We start from the raw sequence: 16,836 nt of genomic DNA, 5'->3' as shown, positions 1-16,836 counted from the left end.
CAGGTAGTCCTCCTTCGCTCCATTTGGGTTGGTCGCGGGTTCGACTCCCGAAGTAGTATTGCGTAAGTAATGCCGCGTTTGCGCAGGGGTAGGGCCAGCCCGTGGCTGCCAATTATCGCCCCGGTTTTTCAGGATTTATTCCTTCATTTTCTGAGTAATTAATTAATTGTTCGGAATAGAATTTCAAGTATAAAACAGCGGGTGCCGTAGGCGGGCCATACTTCGGAAGTTGTGCCGCAAGGTGTGCAGGTTCGAGCCCTGCCCTAGGGCCTGCCCTGGGTGGCGAAATTGGTAGACGCGCTCCTTAATAGCCGGCCTGCCGCTTGTTGCCCCGCTGCTTATTTTTATCTAATTGGGTGCCGTAGCCCGGCCATACTTCGCACTTTTATTGCCCAGGTCGCGGGTTCGAATCCCGCTGGCTGCTACTTCGGTAGCAGCTGTAGCTCAGTCAGGTAGAGCAGGATATGTCGGCCAGGCGCTTGTTGCCCCAACTAGATTTAATTTACCAATACCGGTGCCGTAGGTGCGCCTTACTTCGTTCGATACGGTGCGGTCGCGGGTTCGATTCCCGTTCGTGGGTCCGGCCCACGGTAGCTCAGTTGGTTAGAGCACATTCAGTGGCGCGTCGCTTGTTGCCCGGTATTTTTTAATTAATCTTTCACACGTAATAATTCGTTTTCTATGTCCAGAAATACACCCATCTCCGACCCATTCACATGGCATATTCACCCACCTAATTCGGCGGCCGGAATTTCGGGCCGCGCCCTTGGCACATGGCCAACCGCAACAAACCTCTCTCGGCCCAGGCGCGCACGACGCTGCTGGCTGCCACTGCCCTAACCCAGCACCTGCCCTGGCAAAAATGGCCGCCGGCCCGCCAGGTAGCCTTTCTTTTTTCACCCGATGCCGAGCGCTTTATCGGGTCGCAGGTGGAGCCCCACGCGGCGCTGGCGCAGCTGCACCGCCACTGTGTAGCCACCCGTACCACCAATGAGCAGTGGTGCATCCGGCACTTCCTCAGCCAGCTAATTAAGTGCCGGACCGGGCTGCTGGACCGCCCCGAGCTGGCGCCGGCCCTGGCCCACCTGGGCCTGCACTTCGCCAGCCGCGTGCGGGAGCTGGCCAACTGGCAGCCGCGCTCCAAAAATGCGTTTTACCAGCTTGATAGCCTGGTGCGCCACCTTTTCGACCAGTTTGGTGATGTGCCGGGCTGGGTGCTTAATGGGTGGGGTAGGGCGCCGGCGCAGCACGCGGGTGTTGACCTTACGCTGCTGCTCCTGCACCTGGGTAGGGGCCAGGCGCTGCGCAGCTTCGCGGGCTTGCCCGTGCCGCTCACCAAGCGGCTGGAGCACGGCATGCGGCAGGCCCCGGCCGGCTGCACGTTTCAGGAAGCCTACCGCTATGCCCAGCTGGCGGCCCGCGACGCCACCGAGTGGCTGGGCGTGGCGCTCGACTCGCGCCTGGGCCGCGAGCCTATCGGTCCCGACGATGTGCTGTGGCTCACGCTGCTCGACCTGTTTCGGGCCGAGCCGGAGGTCGATGCCTGGCAATTCGGCCCGGTGTGCGACTGGATTCACTTCCGCCGCCGCGTGGGTAGCCTGGCCGAGCCGGCGCAGCCCAACTTCTCGCTGCGGGGCCGCAGCCTGGCTTCGCTGCTAGCGCACACCGCGCACCGGCAGCGCACGCTGGGCCCGGCCCGGCGCAACCCGCGCTTTCAGCAGCTGCTGGCGGCGGTGTGGCCGGGGATGCCGGTGCCCGATTTTGCCGGTGGCGACGGCGAGTGGGTGCACATCCGGCAGCTGCACAGCTACCCCGAGCTGCTCGACGAAGGCCGCCACATGCATCACTGCGTGGCAACCTACGTGCACCAGTGCCAGCGCGGCCGGCGCGGCATCTATTCGCTCACCTTCAACGGCGGCCGGATACTGACCCTCGAAATCACGCCCGAGCACCAGCTGGTGCAGGCCAAGGGCAAGTACAACCGCCGCCCTACCCCCCTGGAGCGCCACTGGCTCACCCAGTGGCTCCAGCGCGAGCGCATCACCGTCGCCGGCAACGTGTGGGAGGCTGTTTACGACTAAAAATTTCTTTTGTCTGCGGTGCCGTAGAGCCGTCTTCCTTCGCCTGAAAACCGACCGATGGCTTGCCCGTTGCCCGCTTTTACCCCAGTTGCCGGATGCCGTAGGCCCGCGTTCCTTCGACCTATCCCGTCGCCTTTTGGCCCGACGCGGGCCGCTTGTCGCTCCGGCAATTTTTGAATTAGGCTGCTTCATCACGCCAATTCATCCTTTCAAATTCCCCATTCTAAATTTCAAACCAATGGCTTCTATTTTACAGGGCAATGACTTGCGGCAGCTCGGGTTTCCCGAGGGCCGTGCTATCGGGCTAGCGCTGGCGCAGTTGCAGCGCAAAGAACACAAGCGCCTGACCCAGGCCGACCAGCTCGAATTGCTGAAAGCAGTGCTGGCCAGCCCCACCGATTTTCTGACCAACCTGGCCTGGAGCCACACCGCCGCCGCGTTGCTACCCCCCGTGTCGCGGCACATCGAGCTGGTGGCGCGCAAGCCCTACGTCACCTTCGGCGCCGAGCACATCGACGCCGGGGCAGTGCACCAGATGGAAACTGCCATGAAGCTGCCCGTGACCGTGGCCGGCGCCCTCATGCCCGACGCCCACCACGGCTACGGCCTGCCCATCGGCGGGGTGCTGGCCACCGACAACGCCGTGATTCCCTACGCCGTGGGCGTGGACATCGGCTGCCGGATGGCGCTCTCGGTGTATGACCTGCCGGCCAAGTACCTCACCCAGCGCGTGCAGGAAGTGCGCCACCTGCTGCTCGAAAACACCCGTTTCGGCAGCGGCCGCAGCTGGGAGCGGGGCCAGCGCCTCGACCACGCCGTGCTGCACAGCGACACGTTTCAGGCCATTCCGTTCCTGAAAAACAAGCTAGACCGCGCTGCCGAGCAGGTGGGCACGTCGGGCTCGGGCAACCACTTCGTGGAATTCGGAATCGTGGACATCACCGACCCGGCCAACGACCTGGGCCTACCCCTGGGCCAGTACGTGGGCGTGCTCTCGCACTCGGGCTCGCGGGGGCTGGGCGCGGGCATTGCCGAGCACTACACCAAGCTCGCCAAAGACGTGTGCCAGCTGCCCGCCGAGGCGCAAAACCTGGCCTGGTTGGGCCTCGACACCGAGGCTGGCCAGGAATACTGGGCCGCCATGAACCTGGCCGGCGACTACGCCTCGGCCTGCCACGACCAGATTCACCGCCGCCTGGCCCGCGCCTTAGGCGAAAAGCCGCTGGCGAAGGTGGAAAACCACCACAACTTCGCCTGGAAGGAGCGCCTGGCCGATGGCCGCGAGGTCATCACGCACCGCAAGGGGGCTACCCCGGCCGGCGCGGGCGTGCTCGGCATCATCCCCGGCTCCATGACGGCCCCTGGCTTTATTGTGCGGGGTAGGGGCGCGGCAGCCTCGCTGTCGTCGGCCTCGCACGGGGCCGGCCGGCTGCTATCGCGCACTCGCGCCAAGGCCGAAATCGGCGAAGCCGACCTGCGCCGCCAGCTCGCCGACTACGGCGTGGAGTTGCTCGGCGGCGGCCTCGACGAAGCCCCGCAGGCTTACAAGGATATCCACACCGTGATGGCCAGCCAGCGCGAATTGGTGGATGTGCTCGGCTCCTTCACGCCCAAAATCGTGCGAATGGACGGCGCTTGAAAAAAAGTTCCGCCCAGGTAAATCCGCTAAGCTTAATCCTTGCGTAAAGTACCATAGGCTCGCCAGAGCCGTGTTTTCATAGCTCAGGAAAGCCCGCCGCCTTTGGCTGCGGGTTTTTTATTGCCCGTTGGCGTCGGCAGGGGGGGTAGGGGGCAGCACGCGCACGGCATCGCCCACCCGCAGGCGGCCGCCCTGGGCAATGTGCGCCGTGAGGCCGCCGTGCCCGCGCATGGCGTTGTAGCCGCCGGGCCCCAGCTCCTCCTCCATGCGCGAGCACGGGTGGCACTCGCCGGTAATATCCAGAATAACCTCGTCGCCAATCTGAATCTGCCGGCCCTTGAGTGCCAGCAGGTTGAGGCCACTCACTACCAGGTTGCGGCGCAGGCGGCCGGGCGCTACCGGCTCGGCCAGGCCCAAAAAGCCAGCTACTGACGCCAGGTGCTCCTGCTGAATAAGCGTAATCTGCCGTTTGCCGCCCGCCTTGGGGCTGGCGTGGTCGCCGGCCAGGTGCCGGTCGGTAATCACCTCGGCCTCGGCCACTGACTCCAGCTCGGTGCGGCGGGCCGGCCGCAGGCCTATCCACTCCAGCCGGCCCACCTGGGGTAGGGTCGCCAGCAGCCGCGCCACCGTCGATTTATCGTCACCAAAAAATGGGAAGGCCATAACGTGTAGGGTAAGCTTCAGCTTGCCGTGAGTAGACAGAAAAGAATAAGCAAATCTTAAAACAGCAAGCTAACCCTACAATTCGTCGGGCGTGCCATAACCCTCTCTGATTTCGGGGTGGCTAATTTGCCCGCCCAAGTTGCCGGCGCGCGCCAATAGCCCAAAGCTGAGCACCGCGCCCAGCAGCGTAAGGCCCAGCAGCAGCCGTACCCGCGCCGCCCGCTGCTGCATCTGCATCATACTAAGCAGCGCCAACGTGCCTGTGGCTACCAGCACCCAATAGCCCGCCCGCGCCGCCTGCGCATGGTTTTGAATGAGCGCCTGGCTCACGCGCGGCATATTCTTAACGACCTGGGCCGCGCCGGAGCCCGTTAGCTGGGCTGGCAGGCCCGTGGCTACGGCCAGCACCAGCGCCCATAGGCCGGCCCGCAGCAGCGCGTCCTGCCGCTGAAGCAAGCCTATCGCTAGTAGTAAGCTGCCCGCCAGCGCCCCAAAAATGGGCGCGTGGTTAAAAATAAGGTGCCAGTGCGCTTGGTTCATGGGGGTAGGAGCGGGCGGTGGCCGCCCGGTTCGCAAAAATAAGTGGTGCCCCGCCGCCAGCTAGTCGCTGCGGTGAGCAGCCAACTTCTCGTGGTGATTGTCCTCAGCTTCCTCTACCGAGTGAGTTTCGCCCAAGTCATTATCGGCCTTGGCCTTGTCGGCTAGTAAACAATAAAACTGGTGAATAAGTCGGATTTCTTCTTCCGAAAAATCCTGGGCATTGATGAGACGGTTGCTCGCGCCCTTGGTAGCAGCAATCAACTCGTTCAGCTTCAGGTGCAGTACCAGCGAGTCTTTATTCTGCGCCCGCTGAATGAGGAATACCATCAGAAAGGTGATGATGGTAGTGCCCGTGTTGATGATGAGCTGCCAGGTTTCGGAATACTTAAACAGCGGCCCGGTTACTGCCCAAAGCAGCACAATGCCCACCGCCCCCACAAACACGGCGGTTGAGCCCGCTACTTTGGTCGTGCGCTCGGCAAATTGCCCAAAAAATGACTTTTTACCGAAAACTTTTGGGGTATCAGACATAAAAAATGGGGTAGGAAAAGTAAATATGCGTCAGCTACCTTCTTGCCACTTAGCGCGTAAGGTTCAGTGTAAGCAATTAATTCTGAGTGAAGACCCGCAAAAAACGGGAGCGCATTTGAAAAAAACCAGGAAGCGTAGTACATTTGCACCCGCTTCGCCCCTCAGCGAAGCCGGCCTAGCGGCCGAATCCAAGTTGCCGATTGCCCTTTGCGCACGTGGTGAAACTGGTAGACACGCCATCTTGAGGGGGTGGTGCCTTCGGGTGTGGGAGTTCGAATCTCCCCGCGCGCACGCAAAGCGAAAAGCCCACCGCAAGGTGGGCTTTTTTTGTAAGTGGCTATTTATCAAACGGGTTGCCGGGCACCACCAGCACCACGCGCTCACGCTCTACCAGCACCTGGCCGGGCAAGGAGCCCTTGGGCTTGCGCACAAACTTCTTGGGCGTCACCGTGACCGGGCACAGCGAGTCGTGCTGACGCTTGGAGTACCAGCCGGCCAGCTGCGCCGCGTGCTCCACCACCGGCTCGGGCACCGGCTGCCCCGCCCGGTGCCGAATGACCACGTGCGAGCCGCTCACGTCCTTGGCGTGCAGCCACAGGTCGTCTTTGTGCGCGTATTTTTGGGTCAGCAGGTCGTTATTTTGCGCATTACGCCCCACTAGGATGGTAAATCCTTGGTCCTCAAATACCTTGAACGGCAGCTCAGTAGCGGCCTTGGCGAGGGGGGTAGGGTCGAGGGCGTGCAGCTTGCGCCAGGCGCGCAAGCCGCGCAGCTCGGCCAGCGTGGGCTGGTTGTCCAGCTCTTCCAGCAGCTCCATTGCTTGCAGCGCTTCCGTCTCGCGGTCAGCCACGCGGGTCTGCAGCTGGCGCTCTTCGATTTGCTGGTTTTTGGCCTTGCGGTATAGGTTTTCGGCGGTGCGTTGGGGCTTCTCCAGCGGTTTGAGCTTGATAACTACCGGCTCATTGGTGTAAAAATCCACTACCTCCACCTGGGCCGCATTCGGCGCAATGGCGTGCAGATTAGCCATGATGAGGTCGGCGCGGCGGCGATAGCCCGCCTCATGGGCCAGCGCATGCAGCCGCTGGCCCGCCAGGTGGGCGCTGGTGCTGGCCTCGTCGGCGCGGCGCGTCAATAGCTGGCGCAGCTGGCGGCGCTCGGTTTCGAGGGCGCGGCGGGCCAGCGCCAGCGGCACAAAGCGCCGCAGCGCGCCAACGGGGTCGGTGCCGGGTAGCGTTTCGAGTACTTCGCCCAGCGGCACTAGGCTCAGGCGCGTGCGGCCATCGAGGTAAATAATGTAGAAGTGCGCCGGGTTCTCCAGCTCCGCGAGCAGCTCGGTAGCGAGCTGCTGCTTCAGCGCAGCGGGCGCCGGGTCGTAGCCGCGCTGCTCGCGCAGAAAGCGCGCCGGCAGGTCGGCCAGCGCGGGCGGCAGCTTGCCGGCTTCGCCGATAACCAGGGGGGTAGGGGCCAGCGCGGGCACCAGGTCGGCATCGGTGGCGTATCGCTGATGAAAGAGCTGCGCCGGCGCGCCCGGCGCGGGCCGAAAAATAGCATTTGGCCGGGGGCCATACAGCTTGAACACCAGCGTAGCGGCGTCTTCCACGAACGTGAATTGCAGTACTCTATCCTGGGGCCACGCCTCCACACGGGCCACCGTGCGGCCCAGCAGCTCGGGTAGCAAATCCACCGAGTTCTGGCGGGCCCGGTGGAAAGTTTCGGGTAGAGCCAGCGCCGGAAAAGCTGCGCCCAGCTGCGCTTTCAACCAGAGTTCAGCCCCGGTTTCGTTCAGCAAGCCTACTATCAGCTCATCTTTCTCCTGCGAAAAGCAGCTGGCCACGCGGTAGCCGCGCAGCCGCTCGGTGAGGGCCGGGGCCAGCTGGCGCAGAAAATAGTGATTGGTGTGCAAAGCAGGGCGCTAGATGCGCGGCAGGTCGTGGCGGGTTAGGGCGTGCTCTACCTCGCCGGTGTGGCGGGTAGCCTGCGGCTCTACCAGGAGTATCCAGGTTTCCTGGGTTGTGTGCGGGCGGTGCTCCACGCCGCGGGGCACCACCAGCATCTCGCCTGGGTTAAGCGTGGCAGTATGCGTGCGAAACTCGATGTGCAGCTGGCCCTTTACCACCAAAAACAGCTCGTCTTCGGCCGCGTGATTATGCCAGATAAACTCGCCCTGCACCTTGGCCAGCTTCACATGCTGGTCGTTGAGGTCAGCCACTACGTGCGGGTGCCAGTGGTCAGTAAACTGCCCAAATTTCTGCTCTAGGTTAATGACTTCCATGTGGTATTGCAGCTTTAAAAAACGTAAACAGGCGGCGTAGGTAAGGTTAAAAGCTGTCCCTACCCCTCTACTTGCAGCCCATCGTAGGCTAGCCGCACCCAGGGCGGCAGCTGAGCTTCAACCTCGCGGTGGCGGCCCAGCTGGTGGCTGATGTGGGTAAGGTAAGCCCGGCGCGGCTTCAAGTCCTCTAAAATAGCTACGGCCTCGCTCAGGCTGAAATGCGATATGTGCGGCTCGTGGCGCAGCGCGTTGAGCACAATGGTATCGGCCCCACGAAGCTGGTCCATCGTGCTGTCCGGCAGTTGGTTAGCATCCGTCAAATAAGCCATGTCGCCGATGCGGAACCCCAGCACCGGTAGCTTGTAGTGCAACGCGCGCAACGGCTGCACGCGCAGGCCCAATACTTCAAAGGGTAGCTGGTCGTCGGCGATGGGGTGCAGGCTCACCTGCGGCACGCCAGGATACTTGTGCTCCGCAAAAACGTAGGCAAACTCCCGCTTGAGCTGCTCCAGCACCCGCGGCTCGGCAAAAATGGGCATCTCCTGCTGCTGCCGGAAGTTGAAGGCCCGCACATCATCGAGGCCCGCCGTGTGGTCCTTGTGCTCGTGAGTAAACAGGATGCCATCGAGCTGGCCGATGTGGGCGCGTAGCATCTGCTGCCGAAAGTCGGGGCCCGTATCCACGACCAGGCTGCGGCCCTCTACCTCCAGATGCACCGACACCCGCAGCCGCTGGTCGCGGTGGTCGAGCGAGCGGCACACGGGACAGGCGCACCCAATCATGGGCACCCCCGACGAAGTCCCTGTACCTAAAAAAGTGAGTTTCATATCTTTTAAGCTGTTAGCTATTAGCTGCTAGCTGTTAGCTTTTTTCGCTTGAACGAAAGCTAACAGCTAGCAGCTAATAGCTAACAGCTTAAAAATCAGCCTACGTACTGCCGTACTACCCGCACCAGCGCGTCAAAATCCAGCGGCTTGGGCAGGTAATCGGTAATGCCAGCCTCCCGAAATTGCTCCAGCGAGTAATTATTGGCATTGCCTGTGATGGCGATAACGGGCAGTTGGTTGATGCGCGGGTCGGCGTGACTGCGAATTTCCTTCGTGCATTCCAGGCCGTTTTTTACCGGAATATTAATATCCATCAACACGCCGTCAACAGGCTCGCTGTCCAGCTTACTTTCCAATTGGCGAAGTACTTCGCCCCCATTTTTGGCTAATACAATCTTGTATTTTTGCTGCTCTAGTATTTTGCGGGTCAAGCTCAAAATGACGGAGCTATCCTCGGCGATAAGAATGGTTTTGGGTTGAGATTCGGAATCCATGAAAGAAGTGAAATAGTAGTGGGCAAAGAAAGGTTATAACAGGACTAGACAATAACCAATAAATTCTGCTAAATGTCAATAATATTCTTGTAAAATTTATTCTACTGCAGCGAGGATGGTTGGATAATGACTCACAAACTGGTCAAACAGTTGTCCCAAATCAATAAGTCCTTGGGATAGAGAATCCGTTTCGTGGTTCTTGATTGCTTGCTCCAGCGCCAGCGCCTTGCCAGCCAAGTGGGTAAGGCCCAGCGTGCCGGCCGTGCCCTTGAGCTGGTGCAGTAATGGGTGCAGGCCTTCGAGGTCGGCCACGTCCCAGCAGGCCTTGGCCTGGTCGAGCAGGCTCGTGGTTTCTTCCACAAACTCACTGTAGAGCTCGGCCGCAAAACCATCGCCACCGAGCTGATACAGCTGGGCCAACACTTCGGGGTCGATGATGGCGGGGGGGGTAGGGGCAGTTACCTCGGCCAAGGGCTTGGGCCCGCTGACCCAGCGGGCCAGGGTTTCGGCCAACTGCTGATGCTTCACGGGCTTGGCCAGGTAGTCATCGAGGCCAGCTTTCACAAAGCGCACCGCGTCGTCGGGCATCGAGTAGGCCGTCATGGCCACGATGGGCGGGCTGGCACTACCTAGCTGCGCCTTGATGGCGCGGGTAGCCGCAATGCCATCGAGCCCCGGCATCTGAATATCCATCAGAATGAGCTGGTACGAAGCATTGGGGGCCGTGGCGCGGGCAATGGCTTCGTAGCCATCGCTGGCTACTTCTACGTGGCAGTTGAGCTTGGCCAGCAGGCGCGCGGCTACTTTCTGGTTGATGGCGTTGTCATCGACCAGCAAAATACGCGAGGGCTCACTGGCAAACAAATTCTCGGTAGGGGGCGTCGCCACCGGGGCTGGCAGCTCCAGCACGGGTGCCGGGTCGGCCGTAAGAACCTGGCAGCGAATGGTAAACCAGAAAACGCTACCCTCCCCGGTGTTCGAAAGCACCCCGATAGTGCCGCCCAGCAACTCGGCCAGCTCCTTGCTGATGGCTAGGCCCAGGCCCGTGCCGCCATAGGCCTTACTGGGGGTAGTATCGAGCTGCGTGAAGCTGGTGAACAGGCGGGCCGCATCGTTGGGCGAAATGCCAATGCCTGAGTCTTGCACCGCGAAGCGTAGCGTGCAGTATTCGCCATCGGTACGCACCAGCGAAGCCACCACGTTCACGGTGCCCTGCACCGTAAACTTGATGGCATTGGCCACCAGGTTAGCCAAAATTTGCAAGAGTCGCGTTTCGTCGGTAACGATGAACGTAGGCGTTTCGGGCGTTACGAGGTAGTTGAAACGGATATTTTTCTGGCTGGCCCGGTAGGAGAACAAGGCGCTCAGGCGGTCGAGCAGTGGCACTAGCGCCAGCGGCGACTCGTGCAGCCGCATCTTACCCGCCTGAATCTTCGATAGGTCCAGAATATCGTTCAAGATGGTCAGCAGCGCTTCGGAGCTAGTGCGTAGCGTATCTACATAGTCGGCCTGCTCGGTATTGAGAACCGTTTGGCCCAGCAGGTCAATCATCCCGATAATGCCGTTCATGGGCGTGCGCAACTCGTGGCTCATGTTGGCCAAAAACTGCGTCTTGGCTTCCGAAGCTGCTTCGGCTTCCTCCTTAGCTAGGCGTAAGTCGTCCTGAATCCGCCGAATTTCCGTGATGTCACGCACGATGCCCTCGGTGCCGAAAGCAGTGTGGCGTGCATTCACGAGCACGCTCACGGCGTGGCCGTCCTGGTGGCGCAACTGGGTTTCGAAGTTGCGTAGCTCACCATTTTTGCGCAGCTCAAGCAGTAAACTCTGGTGCTGCTCGGGCTGCCAATACACGTGGTCAATGGGGTAGCTCAGCGCCTCAGTGGGGTTATAGCCCAGCACTTCGCGCACTGACGGGCTCAGGATAGTAAAGCGTCCTTCGCGGTCAGTACGGTAGTAGATGTCTTGGAAAGACTCAAAAATGGAGCGAAACTTTTCTTCTTGCGCTGCTAGCACCAACTGTGAGTTTTTTGTAGCGGTGATATCCTGCGCTTGGGCGGTAATCTCCTCAAACGAGCCATCGGGCAAGTAGATAGGAGCCAGCGTGACGCTTAGCCACACATCAGGACCTTTCGCTTTACGCAAGGGTATTTCAAACTGTTGCGCCTCACCCCGGCCCGCCGCCAGGTAGCTGCGGCTAAACTGGTCGCGGGTATCCTCGTCAGAAAGGCCAATATCTGCCTCTAACAAATTGACACCCTGAACGGGAAGCGTACCGGTGCGGTGCAGGTAAAAATCGGCATAGTTGCGGTTAAACGAAACCAGGGAGCCGCGCCGGTCTACGTTCCACATCAGCTGCGTGCCGCTCTCAAAAATAGCGTTGAGGCGGGCGTTCTGCAGGGCTAAGTGTTCCTCCTGCCGCTTGCGGTCAATAGCCAGGGCCACCTGCCCCGAAATAAAGTGCAGAATGTCGAGGTCGGCCGGCGTGTACAGGTCGGCCCGGTCGTACTCCTGCACCGTTAGGACCCCAATGGTGCGGTCGCCCACGCTCAGCGGCGAGGCCAGCAGCACGGCCGGCAGGCGGCCAAACGCAGTGAGCTCACCGGTGCGCATCAGGCGCAGCAAATCGGCCTTGGTGAAGTACAGCGGCTGCCCCTGCTCGATAACGTATTCCGTGACGCCCATCGAGAACGGCCGTCCGTCGCCCTGCTCAAAATAGGCGTGCTGGTCCACGTAATACACGAATTCCAGCTCGGTGCGGGCATCGTCGCAGAGCGCGATAAAGATGTTATTCGTTTCAATGACCTTGCCCAGCTCGCGGTGAATAGCCCCGTAGAGGGCGGGTAGGTCGTGGGCCGAAATGGCCAGGTTGGCAATGCTATAATAGACTTTTTGCAGGCGCTCAGCCTTAATGCGGTCCGTGATATCGTGCAACACGGCGCGGGCGCTGGGCAGGCGGCCGGGCTGCTGCTCGCTGCTCACCGAGCCAATAAGGTGCACCGGCCGGCCGGCCTTGGTCAGCAGCACGGTTTCAAGCTTGTTGAGGGCCTGGCCTTCATAGAGGCGCCGCAGCTGATAGAGCAGCTTGGCGCGGTAGTAGGGGTGCACTACGTCGGTAAAGGGCCGGCCCAGCAGCTCGGCTTCCGAGTAGCCCAGCTTTTCCTGGCCCGCCCGGTTCACAAACAGCAGCACGTTGGTGGCGCTCAGGTGCAGAATCAGGTCATGTGAGCTATCGAAAAACTCGCGCAGGTAGGCGGGCTCGGGCAGCGCCAGCTGCGCGCCGGCGCCGGGCTGAGCGCCCTTGGGCAGCACGTGGCCCGCCATCCACATGCCCGTAATGTCCCCCTGCTCATCTAGCACTAGGTTAGACTGCCATTGCAGGGTAAGCAGGCTGCCGTCTTTAGCGGCCAGCTCCGACTCGTAGTAGGGTAGGCAGGCCTCCTCGCCAGCCATGATGCGCCGGGTTTTGGCTTGGTGCTCAACTTGCTGGCTGCGAGGTAATAGCTTAGAAAAAGGCTGGCCCAATAGCTCGGCTTGGTCATAACCGCTGAGGTTAATCAGCGTGTCGTTGGCCTCCACAAGCAGGCCATCGCGGTCAAGCACCGCGTAAGCCAGCTGTAGCTGGTCGAGCATGAGGGCGGTAGCCGGTAACATAGATACCGGAGAAGGAGCTTGCATAGAGGGCGAGTAACGCTCGTTGGAAACTGTTTTTTTCAGCAGCGCACCAGCGGGGTTAGTTTTGGGCTGAATTTACGACGTACTCGTCATTTTGTATTCGCGTGTGGCCAAATTAGTTGCCCGAGCGGCTTCGCGCATCGTGCTGGCCGCCACTACCGACCTCAGCTACGACCAGCGCATGCAGCGTATTTGCGGTAGCCTAGTGCGGGCCGGCTACACGGTGCAGCTGGTGGGCTGGCAGCGCCCGGCCTCGGTGCCGCTGGCGCCGCAGCCCTACGCTCAGCATCGGCTGCGGGGATGGTTTCAGCGCGGTAAGCTGTTTTATATTGAGTATAACTTACGGCTGTTGACCTACTTACTGGGCCAGCGCGCCGCGGCCTGGAGCTGCGCCGACCTCGACGCAGCCCTGCCGGCCTGGCTGCGGGCCCGGCTCGGCGGCCAGCCGTTTGTGTATGATGCGCACGAGTTTTTTACCGAGGTGCCCGAGGTAGTAACCCGCCCCCTCGTGCAGCGCGCGTGGCGGTGGGTAGAAGATTTTATTGTGCCCCGTGCCCGGCTGCGCTACACGGTGGGTCCGGCGCTGGCCCGGCTTTTTGAGCAGCGCCATCCTGGCTGCGCATTTGCCGTGGTCAAAAATGTTCCTTCGTCTCAGGTTCCTGGTTCCTGGTTTCAGGTTCCTGGTTCGCTTAATGACCAAAGGCCAATAGCTGACAACCAGGAATCAGGAATCAAGAACCAGAAACCAGGAACCAGGAACTCACAAGAACCAGCAACCTTACTGTATCAGGGCGCGCTCAACGTAGGTCGGGGCCTGGCCGAGCTATTGGCCGCCATGCCGCAGGTGCCAGCGCGGCTGGTCATTTGCGGGGAGGGCGACTGCTCGGCGGTGCTGCGGGCGCAGGCCGCCGAGCTGGGGCTGCTGGCCGCGGCGGGGCAGTACCCGGCGGGGCAGGTCGAGTTTCGGGGCTACGTGCTGCCCGAAACACTGCGGGCGCTCACGGCCCAGGCCACGGTGGGCATCATGCTACTCGAAAACATCGGCCTGAGCTACTATTACTCGCTGGCCAATAAGTTTTTCGACTATGTGCAGGCGGGTATCCCGCAGCTTTGCATTGACTTTCCCGAGTACCGCGCCCTCAATGCGCAGTACGAAGTGGCCGTGCTGGTGCCCGACCTGGCGCCCGCTACCCTGGTGGCGGCCCTGGCCCGGCTGCTACCCGGCGGCCAGCCCGGCCCCTACTACGAGCAGCTGGCCGCCAACTGCCGCCAGGCCCGCACCGAGTGGAGTTGGCAGCAGGAAGAAAAAAAGATGGTGCAGCTCTACGACGAGCTGCTGGGAGTAGGGTAAGCTTTAGCTTGCCGCTTTCCACATTAGCTGAACAACGGAATCCTGCTCACGGTAAGCTAAAGCTTACCGCACATTCCCTTCAACGGTAAGCTAAAGCTTACCCTACATGCATGTTTTCACCCAAAATATTTACGCAGCTCAACCCTACCCCCGCCGACCCGCGCCCCGTGCTGCTGGCCGTGGCCGGCCCCACCGCCGTGGGTAAAACGGCCCTAACCGTGGCGTTGGCCCAGCAGCTGGGTACCGAAATCATATCGGCCGACTCGCGCCAGTTTTTCCGCGAGATGAGCATTGGCACGGCCAAGCCCACGCCGGCCGAAATGCAGGGGGTAGGGCACCACTTCATCGGCTCACACAGCATTACGCAGGAGTACAGCGCCGGCCGCTTTGCCGCCGAGGCCGAGACGAGGCTGGTGGAGCTATTTGAAAAATATCCGGTAGTGATTGCCACGGGCGGCTCGGGGCTCTACTTGCAGGCCCTCACCGATGGCCTCGACGAGCTGCCCGCCGTGCCCCCCGCCGTGCGCCAGCAGCTGCAGCACGAGCTGCAAGCACATGGCCTACCCCCCCTCGTGGCCGAGCTCGCTGCTACCGACCCCGTGGCCCACGCCCGCCTCGACCTGCAAAACCACCAGCGCGTGCTGCGTGCCCTGGAGGTGACGCGCGGCACCGGGCAGCCGTTTTCCAGCTTCCACCGGGGGCCGGCCGCCGTGGCTGCCCTGGCCGCCGCCCGGCCCTGGCGCGTGGTAAAAGTGGCGCTCACCCGGCCGCGTGAAGAGCTGTACCAGCGTATAGACCAGCGCGTTGAGCACATGCTCGACGCGGGCTTGCTGGCCGAAGTCGAAGGCCTGCTGCCCTTTCGCCACCACCAGGCGCTGCAAACGGTGGGCTACCAGGAAATCTTTGGCTACCTTGACGGGACTTATGACTATGCCGAAGCCGTGCGCCTGCTCCAGCGCAATACCCGCCACTACGCCAAGCACCAGCTCACCTGGCTGCGCCGCGACGAAGCCTACCAGTGGGTGGATTTGAGTGATGAATTATGAGTTAAAAGCTATGAGTTGCCCGGAAGAACTCATAACTTTTAACTCATAATTCATGCCTATACTGATAGTATCTCTACCATCCGCATAAAGCTCTGGTTGATGACTTTACGCTTGTTGATGGTGTCGTCGAAGGGCGTATACATGAGCTTGCGGTCCACGATGCCGGCCATCACGTTCTTCATGCCGTTGAGCAGGCCTTCCACGGCTGCAATGCCGAGCTGCGAAGCCAGCAGGCGGTCGGAAGCCGTAGGCGAGCCGCCGCGCTGGATGTGGCCCACAATCGTAACGCGCGTATCGAGCTGCGGAATGGCTTCTTTCACGCGCTTGGCCACTTGGTGCACATTGCCTTCTTCTTCTCCCTCGGCCACAATGACGATAAACGAGGTTTTATGGCGGAGGTAACTGCTTTGCAGCGACTCGATAACGGCCTCTACGCTCATGGCCGTTTCGGGCACCATCACAATTTCGGCCCCGCCGCCAATGGCGCACGGAATGGCGATGTAGCCCGAGTCGCGGCCCATTACCTCCACAAAAAAGCAGCGGTCGTGCGAGTCGGCCGTGTCGCGAATCTTGTCGATGGCCTCCAGCGCCGTGTTCACGGCCGTGTCGTAGCCAATGGTGTAGTCGGTGCCGTAGAGGTCGTTGTCGATAGTGCCCGGCGCGCCCACCGTCGGAATGCCAAATTCCTGCTCAAAAATGGTGGCCCCCGTAAAGGTGCCGTTGCCGCCAATTGCCACCAGGCCCTCAATACCGTGGTTCACCAGCTGGTCGAAGGCCTGCTGCCGCCCTTCCTTGGTCATAAATTTCTGCGAGCGGGCCGATTTTAGAATCGTGCCGCCGCGCTGCACCGTATTCGAAACCGAGGCCGAATCCATGCGCACAAACTCGCCCTTAATCATGCCGCTGTAGCCGCGCATGATGCCATAGACCTCAATGCCGTGGTAAACTCCTGCCCGCACCACCGCCCGCAGGCAGGCGTTCATGCCAGGGGCATCGCCCCCGCTGGTAAAAACTCCGATTCTCTTCATAAAACAAAGTCAGCTAAAGCGCCCCGTGCCAACCTCGCGGCGGCTTACGCGCCCCAAAGGTCGTAAGGCCGCCGCACTTGCCGGACGAGCTGTGCGGATTTAAACCCGACATTTTTGCGTTAGCTACGTAAAAGGCCCGATGGCTACGTAACAGACACTTGGTTATTAGGGTTTTTTTACTTACTTTTCGGTATCCCATCGCCCACCTTCACTCTCCATTCCATGTTTGGTTTTTTCGAAAACGAGCAGGCCAAAAAGATAAAAGGCCACCTCTGCAATCTCGCGGCTCTTGCCAAAGCCGACGGCCACGTCGACGACCGTGAAATGAACTTCATCATTACCGTCGGCAAGAAGAACGGCATGTCGGCCGGCGATGTGCGCAAGCTCGTTGACGGTAATTCCGACTGCCTTTCCGACCTGCCCAGCAATGATTCGGAGCGCTTCGACCAGATTTTTGACTTGGTTGATATGATGCTGGCCGACGGTATCATCGACGAAACAGAAATGGATTTCTGCATTATGATGGCCGAAAAGCTGGGCTTCCGCCAGGCCATAGTGGGGGTGTTGGTGCGCAAGATTTCGCAGGGCGTAAAAGATGCCGTGCCGCGTGAGCGCGTAAAAGACGAAAGCCTGTCCTTCCTGAATTACAACGCGCTACCCAAGCGCTAAGAGGGGGGTAGAGAGCCTATACT

The 16,836-nt window shown here is 60.8% G+C and carries 14 protein-coding genes and 1 tRNA gene; 6 read left to right on the top strand and 9 right to left on the bottom strand.

Features of this window, described 5'->3' with window-relative positions; genetic code table 11:
- Positions 1–773: 773 nt before the first annotated feature.
- The gene (locus tag E4631_RS17920; protein ID WP_133655639.1) at positions 774–2,081 is read left to right on the top strand and encodes a PcfJ domain-containing protein; all 1,308 of its coding nucleotides are present in this window, start codon (positions 774–776) and stop codon (positions 2,079–2,081) included.
- A 238-nt stretch (positions 2,082–2,319) separates the two neighbouring features.
- On the top strand, positions 2,320–3,720 hold the full coding sequence (locus tag E4631_RS17915) for an RtcB family protein (RefSeq protein WP_133655638.1): 1,401 nt from the start codon (positions 2,320–2,322) through the stop codon (positions 3,718–3,720).
- A gap of 117 nt (positions 3,721–3,837) precedes the next feature.
- Here the strand turns inward: E4631_RS17915 and E4631_RS17910 are convergent, their stop codons facing one another.
- From E4631_RS17910 to E4631_RS17900, 3 genes are all read right to left on the bottom strand, one after another.
- Positions 3,838–4,383 (bottom strand): MOSC domain-containing protein, encoded by a 546-nt coding sequence (locus tag E4631_RS17910; RefSeq protein WP_133655637.1) that lies wholly within the window; start codon positions 4,381–4,383, stop codon positions 3,838–3,840.
- A gap of 75 nt (positions 4,384–4,458) precedes the next feature.
- Positions 4,459–4,923, bottom strand: coding sequence for a DUF2231 domain-containing protein (locus tag E4631_RS17905; protein ID WP_133655636.1), 465 nt, complete (start codon positions 4,921–4,923; stop codon positions 4,459–4,461).
- Between the two features lie 60 nt (positions 4,924–4,983).
- Positions 4,984–5,454, bottom strand: a complete 471-nt coding sequence (locus tag E4631_RS17900; RefSeq protein WP_133655635.1) for a low affinity iron permease family protein — start codon at positions 5,452–5,454, stop codon at positions 4,984–4,986.
- 209 nt (positions 5,455–5,663) lie between these two features.
- Here E4631_RS17900 and E4631_RS17895 point away from each other — a divergent pair.
- A tRNA-Leu gene (locus tag E4631_RS17895) sits at positions 5,664–5,745 on the top strand.
- A 46-nt stretch (positions 5,746–5,791) separates the two neighbouring features.
- Here E4631_RS17895 and E4631_RS17890 read toward each other — a convergent pair.
- From E4631_RS17890 to E4631_RS17870, 5 genes are all read right to left on the bottom strand, one after another.
- Entirely contained in the window at positions 5,792–7,357 is a 1,566-nt protein-coding gene (locus tag E4631_RS17890) for an NFACT RNA binding domain-containing protein (protein ID WP_133655634.1), read from the bottom strand.
- Between the two features lie 9 nt (positions 7,358–7,366).
- Complete coding sequence (locus E4631_RS17885; protein WP_133655633.1) at positions 7,367–7,726, bottom strand: cupin domain-containing protein; 360 nt, start codon at positions 7,724–7,726, stop codon at positions 7,367–7,369.
- 59 nt (positions 7,727–7,785) lie between these two features.
- Positions 7,786–8,553 (bottom strand): MBL fold metallo-hydrolase, encoded by a 768-nt coding sequence (locus E4631_RS17880; protein ID WP_133655632.1) that lies wholly within the window; start codon positions 8,551–8,553, stop codon positions 7,786–7,788.
- 95 nt (positions 8,554–8,648) lie between these two features.
- The gene (locus tag E4631_RS17875; protein WP_133655631.1) at positions 8,649–9,047 is read right to left on the bottom strand and encodes a response regulator; all 399 of its coding nucleotides are present in this window, start codon (positions 9,045–9,047) and stop codon (positions 8,649–8,651) included.
- A 96-nt stretch (positions 9,048–9,143) separates the two neighbouring features.
- On the bottom strand, positions 9,144–12,698 hold the full coding sequence (locus tag E4631_RS17870; protein ID WP_166647926.1) for a PAS domain S-box protein: 3,555 nt from the start codon (positions 12,696–12,698) through the stop codon (positions 9,144–9,146).
- Positions 12,699–12,825: 127 nt separating this feature from the next.
- On the opposite strand from E4631_RS17870, the gene E4631_RS17865 reads away from it, so the two are divergent.
- The gene (locus tag E4631_RS17865; protein WP_133655629.1) at positions 12,826–14,070 is read left to right on the top strand and encodes a glycosyltransferase; all 1,245 of its coding nucleotides are present in this window, start codon (positions 12,826–12,828) and stop codon (positions 14,068–14,070) included.
- A gap of 110 nt (positions 14,071–14,180) precedes the next feature.
- Positions 14,181–15,116: a tRNA (adenosine(37)-N6)-dimethylallyltransferase MiaA gene (gene miaA, locus E4631_RS17860; RefSeq protein ID WP_133655628.1), complete on the top strand. Its 936-nt coding sequence runs from the start codon at positions 14,181–14,183 to the stop codon at positions 15,114–15,116.
- 56 nt (positions 15,117–15,172) lie between these two features.
- On the opposite strand, the gene pfkA is transcribed toward miaA, so the two are convergent.
- Positions 15,173–16,144: a 6-phosphofructokinase gene (gene pfkA, locus E4631_RS17855; protein WP_133655627.1), complete on the bottom strand. Its 972-nt coding sequence runs from the start codon at positions 16,142–16,144 to the stop codon at positions 15,173–15,175.
- Positions 16,145–16,366: 222 nt separating this feature from the next.
- On the opposite strand from pfkA, the gene E4631_RS17850 reads away from it, so the two are divergent.
- Positions 16,367–16,813 (top strand): TerB family tellurite resistance protein, encoded by a 447-nt coding sequence (locus tag E4631_RS17850; protein ID WP_133655626.1) that lies wholly within the window; start codon positions 16,367–16,369, stop codon positions 16,811–16,813.
- Positions 16,814–16,836: the final 23 nt, after the last annotated feature.

Source organism: Hymenobacter sp. UV11 (genome assembly GCF_004684095.1).
GTDB lineage: Bacteria > Bacteroidota > Bacteroidia > Cytophagales > Hymenobacteraceae > Hymenobacter.
The sequence above is the reverse complement of the archived record's forward strand: the minus strand, read 5'-3'. Positions and strand labels throughout refer to the sequence as shown.